The 844-nt window shown below is 74.5% G+C and carries 1 protein-coding gene; it reads right to left on the reverse strand.

The genetic code is table 11. From position 1 onward, the window contains the following. Positions 1-182: 182 nt before the first annotated feature. The coding region (locus VR44_RS16100; protein ID WP_045948186.1) for a WD40/YVTN/BNR-like repeat-containing protein at positions 183-844 on the reverse strand (662 nt) is incomplete at its 5' end.

Consider the following 844-nt stretch of genomic DNA (forward strand, 5'->3'; position numbering starts at 1 on the left):
CCCCGGCGGCGCCCACCCCTCCCACCCGCTCCACGCCGAGAAGCGCCCGGGGCCCCGGACACCCACAGCGGAAAGCCGCCCCCGCGACCGCGGTCTCGCACCGGTCGCAGGAGCGGCTTTCCGTTCTGTTGCCGGTCGCGCGTCAGCTCACGCGTCGGGCGTGCGCCCGTTCCGGCGCGGGTTCAGGACGGGTCTCCGTACTGGAGGCCGCGTCCGTTGGTGCCGATGTAGACGCGGCCGTAGGTGTCGGGGTCGCCGGTGATGACGCCGACACTGCCGATGCCGCCCCACTGGTGGGCGTCGTCGTTGACGCGGAGCCAGGTGGCGCCCTTGTCGGTGGAGCGGAAGACGCCGGTGACGTCCTTGACGGTGCCGATCAGGTACAGGGCCTGGTAGGAGCCGCCCGGTGCGGCCTTGCCGAAGCCGAGGGCGGAGGCGGACCGCACCGTGGTGAGCGTGGTGAAGGTGCGTCCTCCGTCGGTGGAGTGGAGCAGGCCCTTGGAGCCCCCGGCGATCCACAGGTCGCCGGCGACGCCCGGGACGGCCTTGAGGCGGCCGTCGGGCAGGCCGGTGGCGCGGGCGGTGAAGGTCGCGCCGCCGTCGGTGCTGGCGTAGAGGGTGCCGCCGGACAGGGAGTAGAAGGCCGTGGCCGAGGAGCGGTCGGAGACCACCACGGCGTCCGCGCCCAGGCCGCTGACCCTCGACCAGCTCGCCCCCTTGTCGGTCGAGCGGTACGGGACCTGCCCGGCCTGGGTCCAGACGATGGCCGAGCCGTCCGCCGAGAGCGCCACCCGGCCGCTGTCGGCGCTGCCCACCGGCTCCGAGGCGAAGCCGTTCCAGCTGG

The sequence above is a fragment of the Streptomyces katrae genome, from assembly GCF_000966975.1.
GTDB classification, from domain to species: domain Bacteria; phylum Actinomycetota; class Actinomycetes; order Streptomycetales; family Streptomycetaceae; genus Streptomyces; species Streptomyces katrae.